This is a genomic window from Vreelandella jeotgali Hwa, from assembly GCF_000334215.1.
GTDB classification, from domain to species: domain Bacteria; phylum Pseudomonadota; class Gammaproteobacteria; order Pseudomonadales; family Halomonadaceae; genus Vreelandella; species Vreelandella jeotgali.
This window is the reverse complement of sequence record NZ_AMQY01000002.1, coordinates 70,882-96,955: the sequence shown is the minus strand read 5'-3', so window position 1 is coordinate 96,955 and position 26,074 is coordinate 70,882. Positions and strand designations below refer to the sequence as shown.

Annotated in this window: 27 protein-coding genes and 2 rRNA genes; 14 read left to right on the top strand and 15 right to left on the bottom strand. The window is 58.1% G+C overall.

Annotated elements, in window-relative coordinates:
* Together C793_RS0101005 and rrf are read left to right on the top strand one after the other, a co-directional pair.
* Positions 1-2,346, top strand: a 23S ribosomal RNA gene (locus C793_RS0101005); the annotation flags it as partial.
* Positions 2,347-2,442: 96 nt separating this feature from the next.
* Positions 2,443-2,558, top strand: a 5S ribosomal RNA gene (gene rrf / locus C793_RS0101000).
* Positions 2,559-2,658: 100 nt separating this feature from the next.
* Here rrf and C793_RS0100995 read toward each other — a convergent pair.
* The 4 genes from C793_RS0100995 to tnpA all read right to left on the bottom strand — a co-directional run bounded on the left by C793_RS0100995 (position 2,659) and on the right by tnpA (position 4,860).
* A complete protein-coding gene (locus C793_RS0100995; RefSeq protein ID WP_017429078.1) occupies positions 2,659-3,411 on the bottom strand; it encodes an SDR family NAD(P)-dependent oxidoreductase in 753 nt (250 codons plus the stop codon).
* A gap of 155 nt (positions 3,412-3,566) precedes the next feature.
* On the bottom strand, positions 3,567-4,016 hold the full coding sequence (locus C793_RS0100990) for a flagella synthesis protein FlgN (RefSeq protein WP_017429077.1): 450 nt from the start codon (positions 4,014-4,016) through the stop codon (positions 3,567-3,569).
* Positions 4,017-4,030: 14 nt separating this feature from the next.
* Positions 4,031-4,303: a flagellar biosynthesis anti-sigma factor FlgM gene (gene flgM / locus C793_RS0100985; RefSeq protein WP_026106027.1), complete on the bottom strand. Its 273-nt coding sequence runs from the start codon at positions 4,301-4,303 to the stop codon at positions 4,031-4,033.
* 143 nt (positions 4,304-4,446) lie between these two features.
* A complete protein-coding gene (gene tnpA / locus C793_RS0100980) occupies positions 4,447-4,860 on the bottom strand; it encodes an IS200/IS605 family transposase (protein ID WP_017429075.1) in 414 nt (137 codons plus the stop codon).
* Between the two features lie 56 nt (positions 4,861-4,916).
* Between tnpA and C793_RS0100975 the strand changes: the two genes are divergently transcribed.
* Entirely contained in the window at positions 4,917-6,053 is a 1,137-nt protein-coding gene (locus C793_RS0100975; protein WP_040475193.1) for an RNA-guided endonuclease InsQ/TnpB family protein, read from the top strand.
* A gap of 101 nt (positions 6,054-6,154) precedes the next feature.
* Here C793_RS0100975 and flgA read toward each other — a convergent pair whose 3' ends face one another.
* Positions 6,155-6,907, bottom strand: coding sequence for a flagellar basal body P-ring formation chaperone FlgA (flgA, locus tag C793_RS0100970; protein ID WP_245550176.1), 753 nt, complete (start codon positions 6,905-6,907; stop codon positions 6,155-6,157).
* 203 nt (positions 6,908-7,110) lie between these two features.
* Between flgA and flgB the strand changes: the two genes are divergently transcribed.
* From flgB to flgL, 11 genes are all read left to right on the top strand, one after another.
* Positions 7,111-7,539, top strand: a complete 429-nt coding sequence (gene flgB, locus C793_RS0100960; protein WP_017429071.1) for a flagellar basal body rod protein FlgB — start codon at positions 7,111-7,113, stop codon at positions 7,537-7,539.
* Positions 7,540-7,555: 16 nt separating this feature from the next.
* Positions 7,556-7,960 carry a flagellar basal body rod protein FlgC gene (gene flgC / locus C793_RS0100955; RefSeq protein ID WP_017429070.1) on the top strand — a complete coding sequence of 135 codons (405 nt, stop codon included), beginning with the start codon at positions 7,556-7,558 and terminating at the stop codon, positions 7,958-7,960.
* Between the two features lie 3 nt (positions 7,961-7,963).
* On the top strand, positions 7,964-8,668 hold the full coding sequence (locus tag C793_RS0100950; RefSeq protein ID WP_017429069.1) for a flagellar hook assembly protein FlgD: 705 nt from the start codon (positions 7,964-7,966) through the stop codon (positions 8,666-8,668).
* A gap of 49 nt (positions 8,669-8,717) precedes the next feature.
* Positions 8,718-9,950, top strand: a complete 1,233-nt coding sequence (gene flgE, locus C793_RS0100945; RefSeq protein WP_017429068.1) for a flagellar hook protein FlgE — start codon at positions 8,718-8,720, stop codon at positions 9,948-9,950.
* A 30-nt stretch (positions 9,951-9,980) separates the two neighbouring features.
* Positions 9,981-10,736, top strand: a complete 756-nt coding sequence (locus C793_RS0100940) for a flagellar basal body rod protein FlgF (protein WP_017429067.1) — start codon at positions 9,981-9,983, stop codon at positions 10,734-10,736.
* 27 nt (positions 10,737-10,763) lie between these two features.
* Positions 10,764-11,546, top strand: coding sequence for a flagellar basal-body rod protein FlgG (flgG, locus tag C793_RS0100935; RefSeq protein WP_017429066.1), 783 nt, complete (start codon positions 10,764-10,766; stop codon positions 11,544-11,546).
* Between the two features lie 22 nt (positions 11,547-11,568).
* Positions 11,569-12,258, top strand: coding sequence for a flagellar basal body L-ring protein FlgH (locus C793_RS0100930; RefSeq protein ID WP_017429065.1), 690 nt, complete (start codon positions 11,569-11,571; stop codon positions 12,256-12,258).
* A 112-nt stretch (positions 12,259-12,370) separates the two neighbouring features.
* On the top strand, positions 12,371-13,471 hold the full coding sequence (locus C793_RS0100925) for a flagellar basal body P-ring protein FlgI (RefSeq protein ID WP_017429064.1): 1,101 nt from the start codon (positions 12,371-12,373) through the stop codon (positions 13,469-13,471).
* A complete protein-coding gene (flgJ, locus tag C793_RS0100920; RefSeq protein WP_017429063.1) occupies positions 13,471-14,517 on the top strand; it encodes a flagellar assembly peptidoglycan hydrolase FlgJ in 1,047 nt (348 codons plus the stop codon). Before C793_RS0100925 ends, flgJ begins: the two co-directional genes overlap by 1 nt.
* Positions 14,518-14,631: 114 nt before the next feature.
* Positions 14,632-16,626, top strand: a complete 1,995-nt coding sequence (flgK, locus tag C793_RS0100915; protein ID WP_017429062.1) for a flagellar hook-associated protein FlgK — start codon at positions 14,632-14,634, stop codon at positions 16,624-16,626.
* Positions 16,627-16,645: 19 nt separating this feature from the next.
* Positions 16,646-17,932, top strand: coding sequence for a flagellar hook-associated protein FlgL (flgL, locus tag C793_RS0100910; RefSeq protein ID WP_017429061.1), 1,287 nt, complete (start codon positions 16,646-16,648; stop codon positions 17,930-17,932).
* A gap of 126 nt (positions 17,933-18,058) precedes the next feature.
* Here the strand turns inward: flgL and fliR are convergent, their stop codons facing one another.
* From fliR to fliI, 10 genes are all read right to left on the bottom strand, one after another.
* On the bottom strand, positions 18,059-18,850 hold the full coding sequence (fliR, locus tag C793_RS0100905) for a flagellar biosynthetic protein FliR (RefSeq protein WP_017429060.1): 792 nt from the start codon (positions 18,848-18,850) through the stop codon (positions 18,059-18,061).
* A gap of 3 nt (positions 18,851-18,853) precedes the next feature.
* Positions 18,854-19,123, bottom strand: a complete 270-nt coding sequence (gene fliQ, locus C793_RS0100900; RefSeq protein ID WP_017429059.1) for a flagellar biosynthesis protein FliQ — start codon at positions 19,121-19,123, stop codon at positions 18,854-18,856.
* 52 nt (positions 19,124-19,175) lie between these two features.
* Positions 19,176-19,985, bottom strand: coding sequence for a flagellar type III secretion system pore protein FliP (fliP, locus tag C793_RS0100895; RefSeq protein ID WP_017429058.1), 810 nt, complete (start codon positions 19,983-19,985; stop codon positions 19,176-19,178).
* Entirely contained in the window at positions 19,982-20,428 is a 447-nt protein-coding gene (gene fliO, locus C793_RS0100890) for a flagellar biosynthetic protein FliO (RefSeq protein WP_017429057.1), read from the bottom strand. Before fliO ends, fliP begins: the two co-directional genes overlap by 4 nt.
* The gene (gene fliN, locus C793_RS0100885; protein WP_017429056.1) at positions 20,425-21,063 is read right to left on the bottom strand and encodes a flagellar motor switch protein FliN; all 639 of its coding nucleotides are present in this window, start codon (positions 21,061-21,063) and stop codon (positions 20,425-20,427) included. The genes fliO and fliN overlap by 4 nt, the downstream gene beginning before the upstream one ends.
* Positions 21,060-22,118, bottom strand: coding sequence for a flagellar motor switch protein FliM (gene fliM, locus C793_RS0100880; RefSeq protein ID WP_017429055.1), 1,059 nt, complete (start codon positions 22,116-22,118; stop codon positions 21,060-21,062). Before fliM ends, fliN begins: the two co-directional genes overlap by 4 nt.
* A 21-nt stretch (positions 22,119-22,139) precedes the next feature.
* Positions 22,140-22,616 carry a flagellar basal body-associated protein FliL gene (gene fliL / locus C793_RS0100875; protein ID WP_017429054.1) on the bottom strand — a complete coding sequence of 159 codons (477 nt, stop codon included), beginning with the start codon at positions 22,614-22,616 and terminating at the stop codon, positions 22,140-22,142.
* 136 nt (positions 22,617-22,752) lie between these two features.
* On the bottom strand, positions 22,753-24,183 hold the full coding sequence (locus tag C793_RS14025; RefSeq protein WP_017429053.1) for a flagellar hook-length control protein FliK: 1,431 nt from the start codon (positions 24,181-24,183) through the stop codon (positions 22,753-22,755).
* A gap of 20 nt (positions 24,184-24,203) precedes the next feature.
* Complete coding sequence (gene fliJ, locus C793_RS0100865) at positions 24,204-24,656, bottom strand: flagellar export protein FliJ (protein ID WP_017429052.1); 453 nt, start codon at positions 24,654-24,656, stop codon at positions 24,204-24,206.
* Positions 24,653-26,065: a flagellar protein export ATPase FliI gene (fliI, locus tag C793_RS0100860; RefSeq protein WP_017429051.1), complete on the bottom strand. Its 1,413-nt coding sequence runs from the start codon at positions 26,063-26,065 to the stop codon at positions 24,653-24,655. The genes fliJ and fliI overlap by 4 nt, the downstream gene beginning before the upstream one ends.
* Between the last annotated feature and the right edge of the window lie 9 nt (positions 26,066-26,074).

Sequence of the window (26,074 nt, the reverse complement as noted above, 5' to 3'; positions counted from 1 at the left end):
TGACCGCGTACCTTTTGTATAATGGGTCAGCGACTTATTGTCTGTAGCGAGCTTAACCGACGAGGGGAGGCGTAGCGAAAGCGAGTCTTAACAGGGCGCACAGTTGCCGGCAATAGACCCGAAACCGGGCGATCTACCCATGGCCAGAGTGAAGGTTGCGTAACAGCAACTGGAGGCTCGAACCCACTTATGTTGAAAAATGAGGGGATGAGCTGTGGGTCGGAGTGAAAGGCTAATCAAGCCCGGAGATAGCTGGTTCTCCTCGAAAGCTATTTAGGTAGCGCCTCACGTATCACCGCCGGGGGTAGAGCACTGTTTCGGCTAGGGGGTCATCCCGACTTACCAACCCGAGGCAAACTCCGAATACCGGTGAGTGCGAGCGTGGGAGACACACAGTGGGTGCTAACGTCCACTGTGGAAAGGGCAACAACCCAAACCGTCAGCTAAGGTCCCCAAATACCGGTTCAGTGGGAAACGAAGTGGGAAGGTTCAGACAGCCAGGAGGTTGGCTTAGAAGCAGCCATCCTTTAAAGAAAGCGTAATAGCTCACTGGTCGAATCGGCCTGCGCGGAAGATGTAACGGGGCTAAACCGGTTACCGAAGCTACGGACGCATCCGTCGGATGCGTGGTAGAGGAGCGTCGTGTACGCCGACGAAGGTGGATTGAGAAGTCCGCTGGAGGTATCACGAGTGCGAATGCTGACATGAGTAACGATAAAGGGCGTGAAAAACGCCCTCGCCGGAAGACCCAGGGTTTCTGTTCGACGCTAATCGGAGCAGAGTGAGTCGGCCCCTAAGGCGAGGCCGAAAGGCGTAGTCGATGGGAAACGGGTCAATATTCCCGTACCGGACTGTATGGCGATGGGGGAACGAAGAAGGCTAGGTGAGCCGGGCGACGGTTGTCCCGGTGAAAGTGCGTAGGCTGGAGAATCAGGCAAATCCGGTTCTCCCGGGCCGAGACACGAGACGAAGACACTCCGGTGTTGAAGTCATTGATGCCACGCTTCCGGGAAAAGCCTCTAAGCTCTACATACAGTGCGACCGTACCCCAAACCAACACAGGTGGTCAGGGTGAGAATCCCCAGGCGCTTGAGACAACTCGGGTGAAGGAACTAGGCAAAATGGTGCCGTAACTTCGGGAGAAGGCACGCCGCCACGCCGTGACGCCCCTCGCGGGTCGAGCGGAAGGCGGTCGAAGATACCAGGTGGCTGCAACTGTTTACTAAAAACACAGCACTCTGCCAACGCGCAAGCGGACGTATAGGGTGTGACGCCTGCCCGGTGCCGGAAGGTTAAGTGATGGCGTTAGCTCCGGCGACGCGCTTGATCGAAGCCCCGGTAAACGGCGGCCGTAACTATAACGGTCCTAAGGTAGCGAAATTCCTTGTCGGGTAAGTTCCGACCTGCACGAACGGCGCAATGACGGCCACGCTGTCTCCACCCGAGACTCAGTGAAATTGAAATCGCCGTGAAGATGCGGTGTACCCGCGGCCAGACGGAAAGACCCCGTGAACCTTTACTATAGCTTCACACTGGACGCTGATGATGCCTGTGTAGGATAGCTGGGAGGCATGGAACCCCGGTCGCCAGACCGGGGGGAGCCACCCTTGAAATACCAGCCCGGCATCATGGGCGTTCTCACTCCGATCCGTGATCCGGATCGAGGACCGTGTGTGGTGGGTAGTTTGACTGGGGCGGTCTCCTCCCAAAGTGTAACGGAGGAGCACGAAGGTACCCTCAGCACGGTTGGACATCGTGCAGTGAGTGCAAGAGCACAAGGGTGCTTGACTGCGAGACAGACACGTCGAGCAGGTGCGAAAGCAGGTTCTAGTGATCCGGTGGTTCTGCATGGAAGGGCCATCGCTCAACGGATAAAAGGTACTCCGGGGATAACAGGCTGATACCGCCCAAGAGTTCACATCGACGGCGGTGTTTGGCACCTCGATGTCGGCTCATCACATCCTGGGGCTGAAGTCGGTCCCAAGGGTATGGCTGTTCGCCATTTAAAGTGGTACGCGAGCTGGGTTTAGAACGTCGTGAGACAGTTCGGTCCCTATCTGCCGTGGGCGCAGGATGTTTGCGAAGGGCTGCTCCTAGTACGAGAGGACCGGAGTGGACGCACCTCTGGTGTTCCGGTTGTCACGCCAGTGGCATTGCCGGGTAGCTAAGTGCGGACGGGATAACCGCTGAAAGCATCTAAGCGGGAAGCCCCCTTCAAGATGAGACATCCCCGAGGCCGTGAGCCTCCTGAAGGGCCCAGCAAGACGAGCTGGTTGATAGGCCGGGTGTGGACGCGCTGCAAGGCGTTGAGCTAACCGGTACTAATGGCCCGTGAGGCTTGCCCCTATAACACCCAAGGGGTCGGGTCGCAGGACAACGAGAGACGCAACACCGTCGGATACGCGAGACGTGTCACAGCAGCTTGATATACGACCGGTCATGCCTGACGACCATAGCGGGCGGGAACCACCTGAACCCATGCCGAACTCAGCCGTGAAACCGCCCAGCGCCGATGGTAGTGTGGGGTCTCCCCATGCGAGAGTAGGTCATCGTCAGGCACGTACAGTGCAGAGAACCCGGCCGAGTGCCGGGTTTTTTGTGTGCGCGGGTTTTATACGGGGTCGTCTATGTAAGGCGGCTAGCTATCAATATTGATATTCACCATTCGACGATATTGTCGTCCCAATCCCGGAAGCTGCCGGTATCCTCGGGCGTGCGCGCTGCTATAACCTCAATCAGGCGTTGGGCGACAAATGCCGGCGAAAACAGCTTGCCTTCGGGCACCCGCGCCTGAAAAGGCTCGGAGAGCGGCGTATCCGTGGTGCCCGGGTGCAGGCAGAGAACGATTGACTCTTTATTAAGTCGAGTCAGCTCAATCGATGCTGTTTTCATCAGCATGTTGTGCGCGGCCTTGCTGGCCCGGTAGCTGTACCAGCCGCCAAAGCCGTTATCACCGATGGAGCCGACGCGGGCTGAAAGGCTGGTAACAATAACCGGGTGTTTTCCCTGCAGAGAAGACTTGAGCGTTGCCAGCAGCAAGCTCGGGGTTGAGGCGTTGACGTGCATAAGATGCATGAGTGACTCTGCATCGAGCTGCTCCAGGCGCTTCTCCGGGCGTATTCCCCGCTGTTCATCGTGTAGCGTTCCCAGGGCATTGAAAAGCAGATGTATCGGCTCGCTGTCCAGGTATTGTTGCAGGGCAAGGCGACCGCCTTCCCGGGTGAGGTCCAGAGCCAGCGTCGTCAGTCGCGCATCGTCAATATCCTGCAGAGCTGTTGGTGTCTGTCGGCTAACGGCGATAACACGGCCGGGCTGTGAAGAGTCCAGCAATGCTCGGATAACGGCTTGACCGATGCCGCCGCCGGCGCCGGTGATGACACCCGTAAAGCCATCGGGAAGGTGGTCGAACATGGCATCCTCAAATAGAAATATTCAACAGAAGCGTTACTAGCTCACTTTATTGAACAGCTCTGTAAAAGGATTGTCCAGCCTTGGCGGCTGATATAAAAAACGAGGCAGGAAGGTTTAGCGGGCAGAAACTGCTTGAATCGTGATTTTCGCAGGCGTTAAGCGGAGACATTGACCCGGCCGGGGCGAGCCTTATTGCGACCGTCGGGCTTGTAAAGCGTTTTTTCGGCAACCTGGCGAATGTAGTTGAGCATCTTCTGGTTATGGTTCATGCGCAGGGACAGCATTTCACCCGATAGTTCGTTAAGGTGCGCCACTCGCTCGCTTTTTTCCAGTAGCGCTTGCCAGTCTTTCCGGCAGCCTGCATCCAGTGCCGCCCGGCGGGCGCCGTCTGCGCTGTCATCATAGCCCAAGCGTTGCTGAACGCTGCGACGCAGGGCTTCTGCTTCATCCAGCTTTTCGAGCAGAGCCTGCTTTTCATCGGCCAGCTCGACCAACCGGTTACCGTCAATGTCGCCTTGCGTTAATATCAGGCGCTCGTTTTCCATCAGCGATATCAGCTGATCAAGTCGCGTGATCTGATCGGTAAGCAGTCGGGAAAGGCCCATAAAAGCGTCTCCTGTTAATCCTCGCCGTTATTGGCAAGGAGTCCTTCGGCGATGCGGTCGGCATGAATTTCCAGCTCGCCGTTGCGGATCGCCGAGCGTATTTCTTCCACTTTTGCCGTGTCAATGTCCTGGCTGGTGTCGACAGGCTGCTGACGAACTTGGGATGCATCAACCCCTGACGACGCCGGCGAGGCGCCTGTTGCCCTGTCAGCGCGGGGACCCTGAGGGTCGCCGCGCTGGTGTGTCTGGTTCGGGTTCACCAGCGAATTGAGATGATTGATTTTCACGCTGTTGGCCTCCGCTAGCATCAATGGCGCCCTGCGCCGGTTGGCTTAATCTATCGGCACTGAGCGCGGAAACTTTAGCAAAAATCCGCGTAAACCTCCGCCCCAATGCGGGCGGAGATACAAGCGGGAACTGCGAAGCAGTTCTATTCTGATGTCTTCTGCCCCTGAACATAGGCTTTAAGCGTCTCGATAGTGGCGCCGCCTGCACTACAGGCGAAATACGACCGCGACCACAGCGCGGCGTTTTTGCTCAAACGCGGGATATGCGTATTCAGGTAACGCACGCGTCGAGACGACGTGGACTTCAAGTTGTTGACCAGTACGCTGATCGACAGCTTCGGCGGATATTCCACGAGCAAATGGACGTGACCTTGCTCGCCATCGAACTCAAGGATGCGGCAGTCGAGCTTTTCACAAGCAGACTCAAACGCCTCCTGAAGCTGGCCGATCATGTAGCCGTCGAACACCTTGCGGCGATACTTCGTTATGAAGATGAGGTGAACAACCAGCCGCGTGACGCTGTGCCTACCTAGTCGGTAGTCTTCTTGTACACTCACTTGCTTTTCTCCATTTTATACCTTAATTTATAGGCATTATAGCAGTGAGCACTGACATGCTTAAGGCCATCAAAGTACGTATTTACCCCACCGCTGAACAGGCGTCGTTACTCAACCGCCAGTTCGGCTCGGTGCGCTTTGTGTATAATGCCGGCCTTCGCATCATGTCGCATCGCTACCGGCGTCACGGCGAGTCATTGAATGCCAAACATGACATCAAGAAGCTATTGCCGGTGGCGAAGAAATCTCGAAAATACGACTGGTTGAAAAAGGCGGACTCAATAGCACTTCAACAGGCGTGCATCCATCTCGACCAGGCGTTTCAGCGCTTTTTCGACCCCAAACAAAAAGCCGGTTATCCGCGCTTCAAAAGCAAGCGGGGCCGGCAGTCCAGCTACCACTGCGTCAACGTCAGGCACGGCGACAACTGGATCAAGGTGCCCAAGCTCAAGGCCATCAGGGCGCGTATTCATCGCCCGATGGACGGCAAGCTCAAGAGCATCACGCTGTCGCGCACCGTCACCGGCAAGCATTACGCCGCACTGTTGTTTGAAACCGAACAGGCAGCACCGGCTCCGCTCAAGGCAGTCGATACAGCCGGCGTTGTTGGCCTCGATATGGGGCTTTCGCACCTTGTCATTGATTCAAACGGCCATAAAACGGCCAACCCGCGCTTCCTCAAGCAGGCGCAGAGAAACCTCAAGCGCAAACAGCAGGCGTTGTCGCGCAAGCAAAAAGGCAGTGCGAAGCGAGCCAGGGCTCGCCTGCTCGTCGCCAAAGCTCACGAGCGGGTGGTTAATGCCCGCAAGGATTTCCAGCACAAACTGTCTCGGCAGATCGTTGACGACAACCAAGCGGTGATCGTCGAGACACTGAAAGTCCAAAACATGATGAAAAATGCCAGGCTCGCCAGGCACATCGGTGATGCGTCCTGGCATGCCTTGATGGCAAAACTGGCGTACAAGACAGAGGAAAAGGGAAAACACCTGGTCAAACTTGACCCGTGGTTTGCCAGTTCCAAAACCTGTCACGCATGCCAGCACAAAATGGATATGATGCCGCTACATCTCCGGTCGTGGGCGTGCCCCACCTGTCATACACGCCATGATCGGGATATTAACGCCGCGCTGAACATCAAGCATCAAGGTATCCAGCAGTTAAAGACGGCAGGGCTGTCCGTCTCTGCCCATTGAGGCTCGCGTAAAGCCGGCACGTTGTCGGTAGCAGCCGTTGAAGTGGGAAGCCCCACCCGTGGCGCGTCAGCGCTTAGGGTGGGGAGCAGTCACGCTCGGCGCTAGAAATCGATGGCCAAAAGGTCGTCGCCAACCACGCGTGCACGACGAATATCGCGCTGGCCGAAACGAACCCGAATCTGTTCGCCCTTGCTGCCGTCTTCCATGGCCTCGCCTTCCCGGGAAACGCGAAATCCTTCGCCCTGGGCGATGACCTTGACGTCGTCGCCGCGCCGGACCATCAGCGGAGCGCGAACGTCCTGCGACTGAAACGCGCTGCCGCTGCGAATCGGTTGCCGGGTAATCTGACCCACCACTGCATCCTCCTGAGTAAGCGTACGCGGCGATAGCTCGCTCAGATTGCCGGACTGCGTTTCCAGCATGGCCGGGGTAATACGTGTTTCTCGAGGCAGGTCGTCGGCCGCAACGACGTAGTCGCCGATGACATCGACCTGCGCGCGCATGTAGCGCACCTGGCGTTGTTGTTGCTGGCCGCAGCGCACGCCAATGCTGACACGCCCCAGCGGGGAGGCATCGGCATTGGGCAGAAACGGTTCGGGATCAACGCATTCGGGCAGGTGCGGTGACGGCGGCGTCAGATCGATAACCACCTCTTCACCCAGAGGCCGGGTTTTCTCGTGCAGGAACTGCTGAACATCCTGCATCAACGCCTCGTTGTCGTTATCCGCCGATGCGGCGGCGGGTACGAATAGCGCCAGAACGATGAGCCAAAAGCATGGCCGGTAAAGCGCGGCCGGCAAAAAAACGCCGGAAGCGTCGGCCAGCCGGAATAAAACGCGGGAAAGCATAAGCATATTGGGCTGCAAAAGGGTGGTGGGCGTGGGCACAGGCTGCCAGGATAGGCCCTTTTACGCTAGTATAGAAGGCCCTCGGTCCGGGCATTGCCTGAAATGCTGGCGGAAAAAATGCCTGTTTCGTGCTTTGGCATGACAGCCTGGCGCGTATCGTGAATCATCAGACAATACCGTGTTAACCCTGACTATTGCAGAGAACCGGCATGATTGATCAGCTTGAGTCTGCCTTTGACTTCCCACAGCAGGCGCTATCACTGCGCAAGGCACGCCACGACGTCCTGGCTGCCAATATCGCCAACGCAGACACGCCCGGCTACAAGGCGCGCGACATCGATTTTGCCAGCGAGCTGAAAAAAGCCGGCGAATCGACGGATGTGTCGCACAGCGAAGGCGGCCTGGCGCTTGAGCGTACGTCCGGGCGTCACATTGCCGGCCAGGGACCGGAATGGGGCGGTGCGCAGCAGGCAAACTTGCTGTATCGCATCCCCGACCAGCCCAGCCTTGACGGCAACACGGTCGACATGGACCGCGAGCGTACCGCTTTTGCCGATAACGCCGTGAATTACCGGGCAGGGCTGTCCATGATCAACAGCCGTATCCAGGGGCTGCAAAAGGCCATGCAACCCGAATAAAGGAGATCGCCAGTCGATGTTTTCCACTTTTGATATTGCCGGCTCGGCCATGAGTGCCCAGTCGCAGCGCATGAATATCACTGCCAGCAACATGGCCAATGCCGATAGCGTGGCCGGCCCCGAGGGTGAAACCTACCGCGCCAAACAGGCCATGTTCCAAAGCCAGGCACAGGACACGCGCTACGGCGTAGGCGGGGTCCGTGTTACCGATGTGGTCGAAGACCCGTCGCCTCTGAATATGGAATACCGGCCCGACCATCCCGCCGCCGATGAAGACGGCTACGTCGCCAAGCCCAACGTCGAGCCGGCAGAAGAAATGACCAACATGATTTCCGCCTCGCGCTCCTACCAGGCGAACGTGGAAGTGTTCAACACCAGTAAAGAAATGCTGATGCAGACCTTACGCATCGGCCAGGGGTAAACCATGAATATCGATCCCAGCGTTCTTTCGAATGTCAATGCGCAAAGCGGTGGTGCGAAACTGAACAACAGTCAGTCGGGCGAGCTGCGTGAAAGCTTCATGACCATGCTGGTGACTCAGCTGCAGAACCAGGACCCGATGAATCCGATGGAAAACAAGGAGATGACATCGCAGCTGGCCCAGATCAACACCGTCAGCGGCATCGAGAACCTTAACGATACGCTCAACGGCATCACCGAGCAGGTAGACGCCTCGCAGATGATCGAAGCCTCGGGGCTGATCGGTAACGCGGTGCTGGTGCCCGGCAATAATGTCAAGGTGAGCACGGTTGAAAACGAGGAAGGTGAAGAGCAGACAAACGCAACGCCGTTTGGTATTGACCTGGACAAGCCGGCGGCGGAAGTGGATATCACCATTACCAACCAGTCCGGTGAGCCCGTTTATACCGAGAAGGTGAAGGGGTTGGATGCCGGAGTGGAATCCTTCCCCTGGGACGGCGAGACCAACGACGATGTGGCTGTACCGGAGGGCTCCTATAACGTGTCGATAGAAGCCGTTGATGCCGAAGGTAACGATGTTTCTTCGTCGGCGCTGAACTACGCCATGGTGCAGGGTGTAACCCCCGCCCAGGCAGGCGAGGACGTACGTCTTGATCTGGGCGGCGTTTACGGCCAGGTCGCCATGGACGATATCAAACAGGTTCTTTGATACGGGCTACCTAATACAATCGTTTCAGCTTTTTCTCGGGAGATAGCAGATGAGCTTTTCACAGGCGCTTAGCGGACTTAACGCGCAGCAGGAAAAACTGGGTGCCATCGGCAACAACATTGCCAACTCGCAAACGGTGGGTTTCAAAAGCTCCAACGTCCAGTTTGCCGATGTGTTTGCCGAATCCAAAATCGGGCTGGGTACCAAGGTATCCACGGTGTTGCAGAATTTTGGCCAGGGCAACGTGGAGTCTTCCAGCCGCAACATGGACCTGGCTATTTCCGGTGAGGGGTTTTTCCGTTTTCAGCAGCCCGGCGGCGAAGTCGGTTACTCGCGTAACGGTCAGCTAACTTTGACTGCTGACGGCGAACTGGTCAACGCCCAGGGAGCTCGTATTATGGGCTATGGCGCTGATGCTGAAGGTAATATTCAGGCAGGCGGTAACGTTGAGGCCTTAAGTATTGATGCTGGTGATATGGAGGCCAAGGCTACAACATCGCTAGGTATTAATCTTAACCTTAACTCCGGCGAGAAAGGGTTGGATACTGCTAAATTTGATAGCTCTGACTCTGAAACTTACAGCTTTTCAACTAATGCTACCGTGTACGACTCTCAGGGTAATGCGCGCAATCTAAATATGTATTTTATTAAAGATAAAGATGGAAGCAATAAATGGGAGATAAAGGGTAAAGTAAGTGGTGGTCCTGATGATGCAAAAGTTTATGAAGTCGATGATCTGGGCAGTTTGGAGTTCAATAAAGACGGTACTCTAGATAAATACGACTCTGCTGCTTTAAAGTTGGACGATAAGGAGTTTGCAAGTAGCGGTGGTTCATTTGAAGAGTTGAATGTTGAGCTTAGCTTCAGCAAAGCTAGCCAGTTTGCCAAGGACTCCACTGTCGATGATATCACTCAAGGTGGCCATGCCGCCGGCTCGCTGGTGGGTACGACCATCGAAGACGACGGCACTATCGTGCGGAACTACTCCAATGAAGAGTCGCGCGCAGCGGGGCAAATTGCATTGGCCGACTTTCGTAATCCGGAAGGGCTCAAGCCCGAAGGGGATAACCTCTGGTCGGCGACCGGTGCCTCCGGCCAGGAATTGGTGGGGACGCCCGGTAGCGGTCAGCGTGGCCTGATTGAGCCCGGTGCCATCGAAACCTCCAATGTGGATATGGGCGAAGAGCTGGTGGATATGATTGTGTCCCAGCGCGCCTACCAGGCCAACTCCCAGACCATCACCACCCAGGACGAGCTGCTGCAGACCATCATTAATATGTAATGCAACGCTCTTTGAGGTAAGGAGTCATTCGTGGACCGGATGCTTTATACCGCCATGAGCGGTGCCCAACACAGCATGAATCAGCAGTCGGTGGTGAGCCATAATCTGTCCAACGTCTCGACCACCGGCTTTCGTGCCCAGCTGGACGCCGTGCGCTCGGTGCCGGTACAGGGCGAGGCGCGGCTGCCGACGCGTACCTCGGCGGTGACGACCACGCCCGGTACCGACTTCTCTCAGGGTCCGCTTGAGCGTACCGGACGGGCCTTGGACGTGGCCATGAAGGGAAATGCCTGGATGGCGGTGCAGGCCGATGACGGCAGCGAAGGCTACACGCGCGCCGGTGATTTGCAGCTGGATGCCGACGGTATCCTGATGAACCACGGGCGGCCGGTGGTCGGCGATGCCGGGCCGATCAATGTGCCGCAGGGGGCGGAGGCGTCCATCGGCGCCGATGGCACCATCAGTGCTATCCCCCAGGGATCGGGTCCGGAGGCGCTGGTGAACATCGGGCGTGTCAAGCTGGTAACGCCCGAGGCCGATGGCCTCAAGCGCGGTGACGACGGCCTGTTCCGCGCGCCGGAAAATGCCAACGGCGTGCCGGGCGTGCTTGCAGCGGATGACACCGCCAAGCTGGTTAATGGAACGCTGGAAGGCAGTAACGTCAGCGCGGTTGACGCCATGGTATCCATGATTGATGTGGCCAAGCGCTATGACATGCAGATGAAGGTGATCAGCACCGCCGACGAGAATGCCCAGCGGGCCAACGGCATTCTCTCAATGAGCTGATGACCGCCTAACGACCAAGGAAACACCATGATCAACTCACTCTGGACGGCCAAGACGGGGCTTGAAGGTCAGCAGACCAAGCTGGATGTGATTTCCAACAATCTGGCCAACGTCAGCACCAACGGTTTCAAGCGCTCGCGGCCGGTCTTCGAAGATCTGCTGTACCAGAACATGCGCCAGCCCGGCGCGCAGAACAACACCCAGGACCGCCTGCCCTCGGGCATGCAGGTGGGTACCGGCGTGCGGCCGGTTGCGACCGAGCGGCTGCATACCCAGGGCAGTATCGAGCAGACGAAAAACTCCCGGGATATGGCCATAGAAGGCGACGGCTTTTTTGAAGTGCTGATGCCCGACGGCACTACGGCCTATACCCGCGACGGCAGTTTCCAGCTGGATGAAAACGGCCAGATGGTCAATGCCAACGGCTATCCGCTGGAGCCGGCGGTGTTCATTCCCGATGATGCGCTGTCGATTTCCATCGGCGAAGACGGTGCTGTCAGCGTGCGCGAGCCGGGTAATCCGGTCGATAACGAAGTGGGTCAGATCAACCTGAGCTCGTTTACCAACCCGACCGGGCTGGAGAGCATCGGCGGCAACCTCTATCTGGAAACCGGCTCATCGGGCGCCCCCACGCAAAATGCTCCCGGAATGAACGGCACGGGCAACCTGATGCAGGGCTATGTGGAAACCTCGAACGTGAGCGTGGTTGAAGAAATGGTCAGCATGATCGAGACCCAGCGCGCTTACGAGATCAACAGCAAGGCGATTACCACCAGCGATGAAATGCTGGCCCGCTTGAGCCAGTTGTAAGGTCATGTTTCAGAGGCCCTCCATGCGGCATTTGTTGTTTTGTGGCCGTCGCCTGGCCGCCGGGCTGACGGTTGTAGCGCTGATGGTGCTGACAGGCTGTGCACAGATCCCCCATGCCTCGGTGGTCGGTGAGCAGGAACGCATTGATGTGGTCGATCGTCCGCCGCCGGTGCCCAACGGCTCGATCTACCAGCCGCGTCAGGGCGTCCAGGCGCTGTTTGAAGACCGCCGACCCAATGCCGTCGGTGATATCCTGACCATCAAGCTCAATGAAAAAGTCAGCGCGAGCAAGAATTCCCAATCCAGCGCCGATCGCAGCGGCAGCGCCAGCCTGGATATGGCCGATTTGCCTGACGCGATCGACAAACTTCAGGAATACGGTTTCGAGGTCTCCGGCGAAAGCGACTTTGAGGGCGGCGGCGGCTCAACCGCCAACAATACGTTTACCGGCACGATTACCGTATCGGTACTCGAGCTTCTGAATAACGGCAACCTGCGGGTTCGCGGTGAAAAACAGATTGCCATCAATCAGGGCACCGAGTTCATCCGCTTTTCCGGCGTGGTGGACCCCCGCACCGTAACGGCACAGAACACCGTGCCATCCACCAAGGTGGCCGATGCGCGAATCGAGTATGTGGGCGATGGCTATATCAACGAAGCGCAAAGCATGGGCTGGCTGCAGCGCATTTTCCTCAACGTGTCGCCTTTCTGACCACCCGGCGCCAGCAGGCAGCAGACTGATAAACGGATACGCAATGCGAGCTGACGCAAAACTCTGTATAAGCACCGGACTGCATCGGCCGACCAGGTGGCTGTCGCGGCTCATGGCGTTGGCACTGATGCTGACGACGGTGCTTGCGTTGAGCTGGACGCCGGCCGCACAGGCCGAGCGCATCCGCGAGCTGGCGACCTTTGCCGGCGTGCGCGACAACCAGCTGACCGGCTATGGCCTGGTCGTCGGGCTCGACGGCAGCGGTGACCAGACGACTCAGGCGCCGTTTACCAGCCAAAGCCTGGCGAACATGCTGTCGCAGCTGGGCGTCAGTATTCCGGAAGGCACCAACCTGCAGCTGCGTAACGTGGCGGCGGTGATGGTGACCGCCGACTTGCCGCCGTTTGCGAGCTCCGGCCAGCGGCTGGATATCGTTGTCTCGTCGGTCGCCAATGCGCGCAGCCTGCGCGGCGGCACTCTATTGATGACGCCGCTGAAAGGTGCCAACGGCGATACCTATGCCATGGCGCAGGGCAATATGCTGGTAGGTGGCGCCGGCGCTGAAGCCGGCGGCAGTAGCGTGCAGATCAATCAGCAGGCGTCGGGTCGTATTCCCAACGGGGCCCTGGTGGAACAGGAAGTCCCGCTGAATCTGGGCGCCAACGGCGGCACCCTGGAACTGCAGCTGGACGAGGCGGATTTCGGCACTGCCCAGCGTATGGTGACGGCGATCAACAACGAATTCGGTCGCGGTGTGGCCTATGCGCGCAATGGCGGTGTGATCGCGCTGGATGGTCCGGCCAATGATAACGCTCGCGTCAGCTTTATGGCGCGGGTGGAAAGAGTCGATGTAACGCCGACCCGGGCGCCGGCTCGCGTTGTGATCAATTCCCGGACCGGCTCGGTGGTCATGAACAATGGCGTCACCCTGCGCAAGGCCGCGGTGGCACACGGCAACCTGTCCATCATGATCGATTCGCAGTTCGGTGTGAGCCAGCCCAACGCTCTGGGCGACGGTGAAACAACCGTGGTGCAGGACTCTGATATCAATATCGAGCAGCAGGAAGCCTATCTGCAAACGGTGGAAGGGGCGGATCTGGAGAAGGTCGTCAATGCGCTGAACGAGTTGGGCGCAACGCCCCAGGATCTCATGTCCATTCTGGAAGCCCTCAAGGCATCCGGCTCGCTGCGCGCCGAGCTGGAGGTGATTTGATGAGTATCAACCATGACATGACCGACCAGTTCGCGTTGGATATGCAGGGTTTTCAGCGCATGCAGCACACCGCACGCACGGATCCCAAAGAAGGTGTTAAAGGCGCCGCACAGCAGTTTGAAGCCATGTTCGTACAGATGATGGTCAAGAGCATGCGCGAGACGATTCCCGATTCCGGCTTGATGGACAGCAAGGCGTTGGATTCGTATCAGTCGATGATGGATAAGCAATGGTCACAGGTCGTGGCGTCGCGTGGGGTCGGGCTTGCAGATGCGCTGGTCGACCAGCTCGAGAAGCGCGGGGCCCTGGGGCCGAGTAGCTCCGACGCAGGAACGGAGAGCGGTTCGGCGAGCGATTCATCGCTGATTGCGGGTATTCCGCACGGCACGCCCCGTGAGCTGGATGGTTCCCTCTCCACGGTGCAAGCCAGTGATCGGCCGGTGCCAAACGGATCAGGCCCTGCCGGTAGCGCAGGTAATACCTTCTTCAATGAGCTGGAGGCAGTGCGGCAGACGCCGGAAGAGCGTGAAACGTCCCGGATACCGGCAGACCCCTCCTCACCGGCTCACGTACAGCAGTTCATGCAGGCGTTGGAAGCCCCGGCCACAGCGGCCAGCGATACAACCGGCGTGCCCTCTCGGCTTATTCTGGCCCAGGCCGCACTGGAAACCGGCTGGGGGCGCCATGAAATCGCTACCGATGATGGGCGCAACAGCCATAACCTGTTCGGCATCAAGGCGGGAAGCCGCTGGCAGGGCGAGACAACCGACGTTACCACGCACGAATATATTGACGGTCGGCGTATCGAAAAAGTGGACAGCTTCCGTGTTTATGATTCCTTCGAACACGCGCTGACCGACTATGGCAATCTGGTCGGCAATAACCCGCGCTACTCGGGCGTCGTCAATGCCCCTGACGCCCGTCGTGCGGCCGTAGCGCTACAGCAGGGCGGCTATGCCACCGACCCACGCTATGCCGCCAAACTGATTGACGTTATGGACAGTATGGAAGACCCCGCCGCCGATACACTGGCAAAGGCGCGCTAACACGGTTGCTGTGGCGGTTGGTCGGGTCTGCGGCTCCAAGCCGGAGGCGGGGAATTATTCAAGTTTTTCTGCGCAGTGCCGATTGATATAGCTATCGGCTTAAAGGATGACACCATGAGCATGTTTTCTACCGGGCTAAGCGGCCTCAACGCGGCGCAGAACGCCCTCAACACCACCAGTAACAACATCAGCAACGTGTTTACGCCGGGGTTTAACCGCGAGATCACCCAGCTGGGTGAGGGCTCGGCGGGGACGTCGGGCGTTCAGGTTGACGGTATCGAACGCCAGTTCAACCAGTACGTCGCTACTCAGTTGAACAGTGCCAAAACCGAATCCAGCGCACTGGAAACCTATAACGGCCAGATTTCACAGATTGATGACCTCTTGGCTGATCGAGATGCCGGTCTGGCGCCGTTGATGCAGGATTTTTTTTCCTCCATTGAAGATCTGGCCAGTTCCCCCTCCGACCCGGCCTCGCGCCAAGGCTTAAAAGGCACTGCGGATACCCTTGGGGCGCAGTTCCGCTCTTTCGACAGCTACCTGCAGGACATGCAGAGCAACATCAACGGCCAAATTGAAGACGAAGTTACCCAAGTCAACAACATCACTCAGCAGATTGCCGATTCCAACCGCGAAATTTCGCTGGCGCGTGCACGCAACGGAGAAGCCCCCAACAGCCTGCTCAACCAGCGCGACGAGCTGGTCTCGAACCTCAATGAGAGGATGGATTCGCGCCTGAATATCCAGGACGGCAAGACATACCAGGTCAGCTTGCCCAACGGTCAGCCGCTGGTGACCGGTACCGACTCGTTCAAGCTCGAGGCCGTGAAATCCGATGCCGATCCCCAGCGCATCGTGGTGGGCTATGAAGACGGTGGTGGTAATACGGTCGAGCTTGCGGAAGATACCATTCAGGGCGGCTCGCTCGGCGGGCTGATGTCATTCCGCGCGGAAACGCTGGATAAAACGCAAAACCAGATCGGCCAGCTGGCGGTGTCGCTATCGATGAAGTTCAACGAACAGCATCAACAGGGGGTGGATCTGAACGGCGAGCAGGGCAAAGATTTCTTCGAGGTGCGCTCTCCAGAAGGCTATGGAAATGCGAGTAATAGCGACAGTGACCTGCTGACGTCCGTGGAGTTTGATAGCGATAAGATCGGTCAGCTCAAGGCGACTGACTATACCGTGACCGTTACTAATAATAATGGTGGCAGCGGACCTAATGGAAAGGGCGATTTTGAAGTCGTGCGTAAAGATACCGGCGAGGTGGTCAAAGCAGACGATGTTAGCTACGACAACGAGACGCTGAATTTTGGTGGCGTAAAATTGTCGTTTGATAACGCTAACCTTTCCGAGGGGGACAGCTTCGAGATTCAGCCCGTCCGCCAAGCTGCATCCGGAATGGATACTGCCATCGGCGATCTGGATAAGATTGCCGCAGGTAGCTTCGAAATCGAACAAAGCAAAATGGGCAATAGCGATAAGATAGACGTCAGCAACGTTAAAGTGAGCGGCGAAGGTGCATTTGCCAACTTGGCCAGTCCTGATGACCCGCTTGAACTGGAATTAGACGACAATGGGAAACTGTCACTCGGTAACTTCAGTGGTTCGACCATCATGGTCAACGGTGAAAAGCGCGATGTAGATGGTAGTGGTGTCGTACAAGACGGCACCGGTGCAAGTGCCAGCGCTGCTACTTTGTCAGCCGGTGATGAAATCACTATCGGCGGCATTAGCCTTACGCTTGATTCGGTATCGGACTCGACGCTTAAGCTGCAGGAAGGGGATGCATCGTCCGGCGATAACCGCAACGCCCTGGCGATGCAGAAACTGCAAAGCGAGGATATTGTCGGTGGAAGCGCTACGCTGAGCGGGGCGTATGGCTCGATGGTCAGCGATGTGGGCAACCGTACCAATATCACCGAGGTCAATCTTGAAGCCCGTCAGGGACTGACCGATCAGCTGGAAGCGGTGCAGCAGTCGGAGTCCGGCGTCAACTTCGATGAAGAAGCGGCCAACCTCATTCAGTATCAGCAGTATTACCAGGCCAACGCCAAGGTGATCAACACGGCGTCCACGGTGCTGGATACCATCCTCAACCTGCGCTGATAACCGGGAGTTTCACGTCATGCGTATCAGTTCCGTCACCATGTATGAACAAAGCGCTGCGTCGATTAACCGGCAGCAGGCAGAGTTCATGAAGATCAACGAGCAGATGGCCAGCGGTCGGCGGGTGGTGAATCCGTCTGATGACCCCCAAGATGCTTCGCGCGCGGTCGGTGTGGATCAGTCCAAGGCAGTGACGCAGCAGTACGCCGATGCTCGTGTATCGGCGCGCAACTCGCTGTCCCAGACCGAAAGCATTCTGAATAGCGTGAGCGACTCGGTGACCAGCGCCAAAACGCTGCTGATACAGGCCTCAAGCGATACGTTGAGCGATGTAGACCGGGAGTCCATCGCCAGCGATATGAAAGGCATTTACGAAACCATGCTGGGTCAGGCCAACGCCACCGACGGTACCGGGCGCTATCTGTTCGGCGGCTACGCCGACGATGCGCCACCGTTCAGCAAGAATGCCAACGGCAACGTGGAGTATAACGGCGATAGCAGTGCTAGAGAGCAGCGTATTGATGCCTCGCGTGAAATGCCGGTCACGGAAAACGGTGAGTCCATATTTCAGAGCGTCCCCAGCAGTGCAGGCTACGTGGCCGAGACACCGAGGGATGATGATAACAAGCCTGTTAATACAGGCACTGTCACGTTTAGCGGACCTCAGGTAACAGACGTCAATGCCGATAGTCACGGTGATGATTTCGAGATCAGATTCAGCGAGTCATCAGGCGGCGACACGAAGGTAACCGTCGTAAATCTTACTGATAATAGTACGCCGGTGGATGAAGAAGATTATGAAGGCAATCAGGAAGGCGGGCAGCGGCTGGAGTTTGGCGGTTTAAGTATCACGCTGGAAGGTGAGCCCAAGTTGGGTGGTACCAATGATACAAAGAGCGAGCCGGATAAAATCACAGTGGCTCAGGCCGGTAGCGAGGAGCATCCTGCCAACCTCTTTGGCACCATGGAAAAGGCCATCGCTGCGCTGGATAGCCCCAACGAAGACAAGAGCGACGAGGCTGCTTTCCATAACACCATGAAAACCTCCATGCGTGATTTGGATAACGCCCTGGATAACGCGCTGACCGTACGGGCCTCCGCCGGGGCACGGCTCAACGAGCTGGACGTTGTCGATGGCGTAGGCGCCAACCGTATGCAGAACTACGACAAGACGCTATCCGATCTGGTCGATCTGGACTTCGTCGATGCGATTTCCGAATACAGCCTGCGTCAGGTCGGTATGCAGGCCTCTCAGCAGGCGTTTGCAAACATCAAGGGCAGCTCGCTGTTTGACTATCTGCGCTAGCAGCTCTGCGCGATCAAACAGTTGCGCTGATCCCTGCATGATGCACTTATAAATCCGCACTTATGGACTGATGCGCCCCGGCTTATGGCCGGGGTTTTTGTTGGCCACCTACAGGACGAAGCGGGTTCAGTTGACCTGGGCGAGCAGCTCGATCAGGCCCTGCATGAACTCCAGCCCCTGGCTGAACAAACGCTCCAGAAAGTCGCCCAGGTGTGTCATCAACACCATGAAGAGCGTCATACCCACTGTCAGCGAGGAGGGAAAGCCGATATTGAATACCGTCAGCTGGGGGGCGGAACGATTGAGAATACCCAGTGCCAGGTTGATGATCAGCAGCGAGCCGACCAGCGGCAGGGCGAGCAGCATCCCGGAGGCAAATACCGTACCGGCGTAGCGGGCAAGTATTTCAAACGCGTTGGCATTGAGCATGTCCATGCCGATGGGCAGCGTCTGAAAGCTCATGACCAGGGTTTCCAGCACCATCAAATGGCCGTTGAGCGCAACAAACATCAGCAATGTGATCATGTACAGAATGCGCGACAGCACCATGATGTTGGTGCCGCTTGCCGCGTCAAAAAAGCTGGCAAACGCCAGCCCCATTTGCAGGCCGATAAATTCGCCCGAGGCTTGAACAACGGCGAAGATAATCCGCATGACAAAGCCAAACGCCAGGCCCACCACAATCTGTTCGATAATGATGCCAACGCTGGCCCAGGACATGATCGGCGCTTCCGGCATAGCAGGCAGTACCGGCGCGATAATGATGCTGATCACCCCGGCGAGCCCGACCTTGACCCGATTGGGAACGCTTGAGTGCCCCCAGAGCGGCGCCATTGCCATAAACGCGGTAATGCGCGCAAACGGCCAGAGGAACGCCACAAGCCAACCTTGCAGCTGTGCAAAGGTGACTTCGATCACGCGCTACATCACCATGCCGGGAATACTGGTAAACAGGCGCTCGGTAAAGTCGGTGATGATTTTCAACAGCCAGGGGCCCGCCAGCACGAGGACGGTGAACACGGCGAGAATCTTGGGGATGAATGTCAGCGTCATTTCGTTGATCTGTGTGGCGGCCTGAATCAGGCTGATCAGCAGCCCCGTGGTCAAGGCGGACAGCAGTATGGGCCCGGCCAGGGACAGGGTGACACGCATGCCCTGGTACGCAATGCTCATTACCATTTCCGGGGTCATGGCAAGCCCTCCTGAAGCATCAAGGTAGCAGCAGCGGAAAAATGGCGGCGTGCTACATGTAAAAACTTTCGGCCATTGAGCCAATGATCAGCTGCCAGCCATCTACCAGTACAAACAACATGAGTTTGAACGGCAGTGAGATGGTAATCGGTGGCACCATCATCATACCCAGCGCCATCAGTGTACTGGCCACGACCAGGTCAATAATCAAAAATGGAATAAAAATCGTAAAACCGATCTGGAAAGCGGTTTTCAGCTCACTGGTCACAAACGACGGCAGCAAAATACGCATGGGCAAATCGTCCGGACTTTGCAGCGGGCCTATGTCCGCCAGCCGAGCAAACAGGGAGATCGCCGGTTCGCGGGTTTGCGCCAGCATGAACTCACGGAACGGTTCCTGTGCCAGACGCAGGAATTCTTCCATGTTGATTTTATCTTCGGTCAGAGGCACCCAGGCAGTGTTATAGACCTGGTCGAGTACCGGCGCCATGATGAAAAAGGTGAGAAACAGGGCTACGCCGAGCATGACCTGGTTGGGCGGCGTTGCCTGCGTGCCCATCGCCGTTCGCAGCAGACTGAGGACAATGATGATACGCGTGAAGCTGGTCATCATGAGCAGCATCGCCGGGAGAAAGGCCAGCGAGCTGAGGAACAGCATGGTCTTCAGCGATAGCGACCATTCCTGGCCGCCGTTATCCAGCGGCTGGGTTTCAAGGCCGGGAATGGACTGAGCCACGGCCGCCGTGGATAGCACCAGCCCGGCCAGCAACAGTCCCGCGGTGGCCGCACGTCGGATCAGCGCCATCATTGGCGTATTGATGGGAGACATGCGCGAGAAAAGCAAAAACGCCCGGTTCGTCATAGTGTATCGTCGGAATTGGAGCGGTAGGGTACCGAGTCGGTTGCGTCAGCCGACTGGTAGCGCTGGCGCAACGCCTGGGCAAAGCGCGCGGGGAAGCCCCCTTCCGACCGGGGTTGATCGGTTGGCGGTGCCACCGGTGCCGGGCGCTCGTGGAGTTTATTGACGCGACCGCTTCCGACGCCCAGCACCAGCCAGGTATCGTCGACTTCTACAATCACGACGCGCTCACGTGTGCCCACGGCTGTACTGCCGATTACCTGGAGGTGGGAACCCTGTCTTGCCTGGCGTTTGTTCCAGCGTTTGAGCAACAGCGTACACAGCAGGATAATGCCGATGACCAGAGCAAGCGCTGCTGCGGTTTTTCCCAGAGCCGCCATGCCCAGCAGTGAGTCACTACTGCCCACGCTATTCAGGGTATCGCTGGAAGCGGTGTCGGCGCTCATCGATTCAGTTTGTGGATGCGTTCTGACGGCGTAATGATTTCAGTAATACGGATGCCGTACTTGTCCTCAATGACCACCACTTCCCCCTGGGCGATCAGGTAGCCGTTGATCAGGATATCCATGGGTTCGCCGGCCAGTCCTTCCAGCTCGACCACCGAGCCCTGCGCCAGCTCCAGCAGCTGTTTGATGGTCAGCTTGGTGCGCCCCAGCTCGACGGTGAGCTTGACCGGGATGTCCATGATCATTTCAAGATCACGCGAGGTACCCACGGCCTGGTCGCCGGACAGCGGAGGGAAAACCTCGCTGCTGGCCTCTTTGGCTTCGGGGGCACTCTCTGTTTCGCTCGCGGTATCCGCTGCCTCGGTCTGCTCTTCGGCAGCCTGCTGCTCGGCCATGGCCGCCGCCCAGGGGTCTTCGTCGCTATCGGGTTCGGGAGCCGCAGAAGCCGCCTCGGGGGCCGAGGCCGCCTGATCGAAGGCTGCGTCGGCATCGGTGTCATCACTGACGCCCTGTTCAGCCATGGCGGCTGCCCAGTCGTCATCGGACACCTCCGGCTGGCTGTCGGCGTCGTGGCCGTCGGAAGGTGTCTGGTCGTCAGACGGTGTCTGATCGTCAGGGTTGTTGGGATCCGTCATGCTTTGGGTTCCTTGGCTTTCTGTCGCTCCAACCGGGTGGAAGACTCGTTGGACGCTACGTTGTTCATGGCGGCATGATCAAACATCCGCTGTACGCGCAGGGCGCGCTGCTCATTCTGGCTGCCGAACCGGCATTCCATGACCGGGACACCGTCCACGTTGGCCCTGACGGTATCGGGGATATCGACCGGCAGCACATCGCCTTTCTTGAGCCCCATAATCTGGCCAATCTTGCTGGGGATGTGAGCAAACTCGGCGACCAGATCCACTTCAGGATGGCGGAGTTCGGAAGCCAGACGCTTGTTCCATGAGCCGTCCTGGTCATGGTTGCTGTCGTTGATCGGATTGGCGAGCAGGTCACGCAGCGGCTCTATCATGGCGTAGGGCATGCATATTTGAAAGCTGCTGGCCAGGTTACCGACTTCCAGGTTGAACTTGGTGTTCACCACGATTTCATTGGGTGAATTGGTAATATTGGCAAATTTTGACTGAACTTCGGAGCGCAGGAAGTTGATATCCAGCGGATAGACAACCTTCCAAGCCTGCATGTAAGCATCAATGGCGAGGTTCAGCATGCGCTGGATGATGCGTTGCTCGGTATTGGTGAAGTCACGTCCGTCCGACTTGGTCACGAAGCGTCCGTCGCCGCCGAAGAGGTTGTCCACCACCATGAAAACCAGGTTGGGAGGAAACACAATCAGCGCCGACCCGCGCAGGGGTTTCATCGAAATCAGGTTCAGGTTGGTAGGTACCGGCACGTTACGTGAGAAGTCGCTGAAGCTCTGGTACTGCATGGACTCAACGGTAATATCGGCACTGCGGCGAATAAGGTTGAACAGCCCGGTGCGAAAATAACGCGCGAAGCGTTCATTGATGAAGTCCAGCGCATGCAGGCGCTCGCGAATGACGCGATGCTGGGTCGATGGATCAAAGGGACGAATGCGTGACTCGTCATCGCCCTGCTGAGTGTTGGATGGCGCGGGTTCATCATCACCGCTGACCCCTTTCAGCAGAGCATCAATTTCTTCCTGGGACAGTAGGTCGTCCTGCGACATGATGGCTCCGGGTAAGCGGGATTATTGCACGATAAACTCGGTGAACAGCACTTCGCGGAGATCCACGGGAGGCTGGTTTTCCGCCAGTGGTTCCTGCAATTTGGCGATGATATCTCTTGATAGCTGTTTTTTGCCTTCCGGACTGGTTAGCTCGTCGGCATGCTTGTCGGATAGCAGTGTCAGCAAGCGACTGCGTACCTGCGGCATGTGCTGGGCAAGCGTCTTTTTGCTGGGCTTGTCGCCGGTACGTAGCGTAATGCCGGTATACAGCAGGCGGGAACCGCTGCGGTCGCCGGTAAGGTTGACGGTAAACGGCTCGATTTCGAGAAAAATGGGGGCTTTGGGTTTGGCCACTTCCTGGGCTTCGGCGCTGCCGCTGTTATCGCCGCCCTGAGTCATGACCATGTAAATAGCCGCCGCTGCCCCCATGGACGAGAGCAGCACAAGTATCACCATGAGCCAAAGCAGTTTTTTCGATCCGCCGCTTGATTCTGCCATTGTGTATCCTGTTTGCTTCGTGCGCGGGTGAGGGCATTATGCCCAATGTGCCAACGCTTGATGAAATGAACAGGCTCGCTAAGCGAGCCCATCTTTTAGCTTAATGTCATGAGTGACCAACCCGGGTCATTGCGTATCAGGCATAGAGATCCACACGACCGTCAAGGGCCAGGGTTCCGGCTATGGCGGGTCGCTCTTCAGGATCCGTTATATCGCCGCCTGCTTCGCTACCGTTATCGGCTGGCTGACCGGAGGAGTCTCCCTCGGCAAATGACGGCTCTCCCTGACTCTGTTGTTCACCTACCGACGTATCGCCGAGGGTGATTCCCTGATCGGCCAGTGCGTCGCGCAGCTGGGGGATGGCCTGTTCAACCACCTGGCGTACCTGGGCATGGCCCGACAGGAAGTGCGCCTGGGTGCCACCGTGCTCGCCGACCTTCAGTGAAACGGAAAGCGGCCCGAGTTTTTCCGGATGTATTTGCAGCTGTATCTGTTGTTCACCGCCGCGGTGGGTGAACTGTGCCAGCTGTTGGCCCAGCTGCTGCGGCCAGGCGGGGCTGTTCAGCGGTGTGCTGATGCTGGCCTGAGCCGGTGCGGCTGTACCGGCGGTCGGGTTGGCCGACGTCCCGGCAAGCGAGTGAGCGATGGAGCCGCTGACATCCGGCTGCTGCTGGGCACTGGCACTGCCACGAGAGGCTGTCAACGCGGAAAGTAGCGCATCTTCGCTTATTGACGAGGTCGATGCGTCAATACTGGGAGATACATTGATAGCGGAAGACACATTAATGCGCGAGGTCTCCGGCGTCAGGGCCTGAAGAATGGCCTGAGGGTCTGCCTGCCGCGCGGTGGTAGCGCTTTGAGCATCAGACTGTGAGGCGCCGTTGTGGGCGGCAAGCAGCGCACCATTCAGCCCGTTGCCGGTTAATGCCTGGCCCTGGCCGGATGTTGCCAGAGTGCCGGTTGAGGGCCGCGCTGAAGTGTCGGATGCCTGGACCATGGCCGATAGCAGGCCGGCCAGCGCTTCATCCGGCGAGTCATTGCCCTGCATAAGGTCATTTAATGCCTGGCGCCATTCTGCCGGCTTCGACTGGGAGGTCGTATCGGCGTCACCGGAAAATTCCGCCATCAGGTTCATACGATCAGCGATTTCGTCCAGCGGGGTGGACTCACCGGCGTTATTGGACAAGGCCCCGCTCAGCGACGGTAATTGGCCGTTTTCCTGCCCCAGTGATGCGATCAGTTGCTGCAGAGCCTCCGCCATATCGGGCTGTTGGCGGATTTCCTTCATCAGCGCCTGCATATCGGCATCTTCGAGTTGAGCATCGCTTAAGCCCAGCTCCTTGAGTTGCTGGGTGATGCGTTCCAGTGTTGGCTCGGCGCTGGATGACGGGCCGGCGGATGAGGTGAGCGGAGCGTGAGTGATGCCACCATCGCTGGTGGCGCTCGAGGCTTTCCCCAATGCTTGAAGAAAGCCACCCGCCTGGGCAGAGCCGGCATTACCTTCTGCGCCCCGGGAAGTGGATTGACCCTGGGACTGGGTGGTCGCAAGCAAAGCTTCAATATTCATTGGCTCATCCTTGTCGCCGTTTAATGCGGCGTTTCTGAAGACCGGCGCGCCGTACGGCTGTTGACAAATTCGTCGTTGCTTTTTTGTTCCTGACGGTTCTGCTGTTTCTGTTCTTCGCGCAGGCGGCGTTCTGTCAGTGTATCGTAGGAAGAAACCTTGCGCTGTTGCTGGCGCCAGTTTTCCTGACTTTTTTCCACGCGCTTGCGCTGTTCTTCCAGTGCCTGGCGGGCGCGTTCCAGGGCGGCATCAAGCGATGCGAGAAACCGTTGATAATTATACATGCTGGCAGGGTCTATGCCTTCACGCATAGCGGTTTGAAAGCGTTCGCTGTACTCGGTGCGATAGCGCGATAACGCCTGAATGCGGGCATCGGTCTGCTGAGCCGACTGGCGTTCCTGAGCCAGCGTCTGCCCTGCCTCGTCGCGTGCCCGCTGGGCCAGGTCGGTCAGCATTTCAAGCTGTGATTGACTCATCCTTGCCCTCCTGATGACGCCGCCGTCTGCTTACCGGCCACGCCGGCCAGGGCCTGTTGCGATGCCTCTATCGTCGCACATTCACCGATGTTCTGCTGGAGAAAGTGCTCCAGCTGGGGGAAGCGATTGACCGCTTCGTCAAGCTGGGGGTCGTGCCCGGGCGTATAAGCGCCTACGCTGATCAGGTCGCGGTTACGCTGATAACGGGAAAATAGCTGCTTGAAGCGCCGCGCCTGCCGCTGCTGTGCTTCACCGGTAATGGCTGTCATGGCGCGGCTGATGGAGGCTTCGATATCAATGGCCGGATAATGGCCAGCCTCGGCCAGCGTACGCGAAAGGACAATATGGCCGTCAAGTATCGCCCGGGCGGAATCGGCAATCGGGTCCTGCTGATCGTCGCCTTCGGTCAGGACGGTGTAAAAGGCGGTGATGGAGCCGCCGCCGCGTTCCGCGTTGCCGGCACGCTCGACCAGCCCCGGCAGCTTGGCAAAAACGGACGGTGGATACCCCTTGGTTGCCGGTGGTTCACCGATGGCCAGGGCGATTTCACGCTGGGCCATGGCATAGCGGGTCAGCGAGTCCATGATCAGCAGCACGTTGCGGCCTTCATCGCGGAAGCTTTCCGCCAGCCGTGTGGCATAGGCGGCACCCTGGAGGCGCTGTAGCGGCGAGGTATCCGCCGGCGCAGCGACTACCACGGCGCGCCGGCGCCCTTCGGGACCGAGGATGTTATCGATGAAATCCTGAACTTCGCGACCGCGCTCGCCGATCAGGCCGACGACGATCACGTCCGCCCGGGTATAGCGTGCCATCATCCCCAGCAGCACGGACTTGCCCACGCCGGAGCCTGCAAAAAGCCCCATGCGCTGGCCGCGGCCCACGCTCAACAGCGCATTGATGGCGCGTATGCCAACATCAATCTGGGTGTCGATCGGTGCCCGCGAGAGCGGGTTGAGCGGTGCCGTATTGAGGGTGGCGCGGGGCGCTTCTTCGATGCCGTCGTGAGCATCCAGCGGGGCGCCGTTACCGTCGACTACCCGGCCCAGCAGGGAGTCACCCAGCGGGAAGCGTCGTGCGCTATGGCCGCTATTTTCACCCAGTGGAGAGACGCGTGCGCCGGGCATCAGCCCCGACACTTCTTCCAGCGGCATGAGGTACAGCTTGTCGCCGGCAAAGCCGACGACCTCGGCCTCAGCCTGCTGACGCTGCCTGTGTCCGTCGGTTCCCGGCAGCTCGATATGGCAGCCGCTACCGACCGCGACCCGTAGCCCGACAACTTCAATCACCATGCCCGTCGCCCGCACCACACGACCGCTGATGCGGTTGCGCGGCAGGCGCTCGACCCGTTGACGGGTCCGGTGCAGGGCGTTGTGCCAGCGGGTTTGGTGGGAAGAGGCTACGTGCGTCATGAACTCGGC

Bases quoted from the DNA above. Each gene is read 5' to 3' on its own strand.
- fliQ (WP_017429059.1), bottom strand. From the start codon at position 19,123: ATGACCCCGGAAATGGTAATGAGCATTGCGTACCAGGGCATGCGTGTC.
- flgL (WP_017429061.1), top strand. From the start codon at position 16,646: ATGCGTATCAGTTCCGTCACCATGTATGAACAAAGCGCTGCGTCGATT.
- C793_RS0100950 (WP_017429069.1), top strand. From the start codon at position 7,964: ATGAATATCGATCCCAGCGTTCTTTCGAATGTCAATGCGCAAAGCGGT.
- fliI (WP_017429051.1), bottom strand. From the start codon at position 26,065: ATGACGCACGTAGCCTCTTCCCACCAAACCCGCTGGCACAACGCCCTG.
- C793_RS0100925 (WP_017429064.1), top strand. From the start codon at position 12,371: ATGGCGTTGGCACTGATGCTGACGACGGTGCTTGCGTTGAGCTGGACG.
- flgE (WP_017429068.1), top strand. From the start codon at position 8,718: ATGAGCTTTTCACAGGCGCTTAGCGGACTTAACGCGCAGCAGGAAAAA.
- flgB (WP_017429071.1), top strand. From the start codon at position 7,111: ATGATTGATCAGCTTGAGTCTGCCTTTGACTTCCCACAGCAGGCGCTA.
- fliJ (WP_017429052.1), bottom strand. From the start codon at position 24,656: ATGAGTCAATCACAGCTTGAAATGCTGACCGACCTGGCCCAGCGGGCA.
- flgG (WP_017429066.1), top strand. From the start codon at position 10,764: ATGATCAACTCACTCTGGACGGCCAAGACGGGGCTTGAAGGTCAGCAG.
- fliP (WP_017429058.1), bottom strand. From the start codon at position 19,985: ATGACGAACCGGGCGTTTTTGCTTTTCTCGCGCATGTCTCCCATCAAT.
- flgA (WP_245550176.1), bottom strand. From the start codon at position 6,907: ATGCTTATGCTTTCCCGCGTTTTATTCCGGCTGGCCGACGCTTCCGGC.
- C793_RS14025 (WP_017429053.1), bottom strand. From the start codon at position 24,183: ATGAATATTGAAGCTTTGCTTGCGACCACCCAGTCCCAGGGTCAATCC.
- C793_RS0100990 (WP_017429077.1), bottom strand. From the start codon at position 4,016: ATGGGCCTTTCCCGACTGCTTACCGATCAGATCACGCGACTTGATCAG.
- flgC (WP_017429070.1), top strand. From the start codon at position 7,556: ATGTTTTCCACTTTTGATATTGCCGGCTCGGCCATGAGTGCCCAGTCG.
- flgJ (WP_017429063.1), top strand. From the start codon at position 13,471: ATGAGTATCAACCATGACATGACCGACCAGTTCGCGTTGGATATGCAG.
- fliL (WP_017429054.1), bottom strand. From the start codon at position 22,616: ATGGCAGAATCAAGCGGCGGATCGAAAAAACTGCTTTGGCTCATGGTG.
- fliO (WP_017429057.1), bottom strand. From the start codon at position 20,428: ATGAGCGCCGACACCGCTTCCAGCGATACCCTGAATAGCGTGGGCAGT.
- C793_RS0100975 (WP_040475193.1), top strand. From the start codon at position 4,917: ATGCTTAAGGCCATCAAAGTACGTATTTACCCCACCGCTGAACAGGCG.
- flgK (WP_017429062.1), top strand. From the start codon at position 14,632: ATGAGCATGTTTTCTACCGGGCTAAGCGGCCTCAACGCGGCGCAGAAC.
- C793_RS0100930 (WP_017429065.1), top strand. From the start codon at position 11,569: ATGCGGCATTTGTTGTTTTGTGGCCGTCGCCTGGCCGCCGGGCTGACG.
- fliM (WP_017429055.1), bottom strand. From the start codon at position 22,118: ATGTCGCAGGACGACCTACTGTCCCAGGAAGAAATTGATGCTCTGCTG.
- C793_RS0100995 (WP_017429078.1), bottom strand. From the start codon at position 3,411: ATGTTCGACCACCTTCCCGATGGCTTTACGGGTGTCATCACCGGCGCC.
- fliN (WP_017429056.1), bottom strand. From the start codon at position 21,063: ATGACGGATCCCAACAACCCTGACGATCAGACACCGTCTGACGACCAG.